The sequence below is a fragment of the Mesobacillus selenatarsenatis SF-1 genome (genome assembly GCF_000813125.1).
In the GTDB taxonomy this organism is placed as follows: Bacteria; Bacillota; Bacilli; order Bacillales; family Cytobacillaceae; genus Mesobacillus; species Mesobacillus selenatarsenatis.
The window spans coordinates 1-211 of sequence record NZ_BASE01000108.1 but is presented as its reverse complement, the minus strand read 5'-3'; the positions used below and the strand labels follow the sequence as shown (position 1 = coordinate 211).

The window sequence follows — 211 nt, the reverse complement described above, 5'->3', positions numbered from 1 at the left end:
TAATTCCTCTATATATGATATATGGGCCTATAGCTCAGCTGGTTAGAGCGCACGCCTGATAAGCGTGAGGTCGGTGGTTCGAGTCCACTTAGGCCCACCATATATCTTTCATAATGGGGCCTTAGCTCAGCTGGGAGAGCGCCTGCCTTGCACGCAGGAGGTCAGCGGTTCGATCCCGCTAGGCTCCACCATGTCGCTTTTATGGCGCATG

Annotated in this window: 2 tRNA genes; both read left to right on the top strand. The window is 53.6% G+C overall.

From position 1 onward, the window contains the following. The first annotated feature begins 23 nt into the window (after positions 1–23). A tRNA-Ile gene (locus TY49_RS20505) sits at positions 24–100 on the top strand. A 15-nt stretch (positions 101–115) separates the two neighbouring features. Further along, positions 116–191: transfer RNA gene (locus TY49_RS20500), tRNA-Ala, on the top strand. Positions 192–211: the final 20 nt, after the last annotated feature.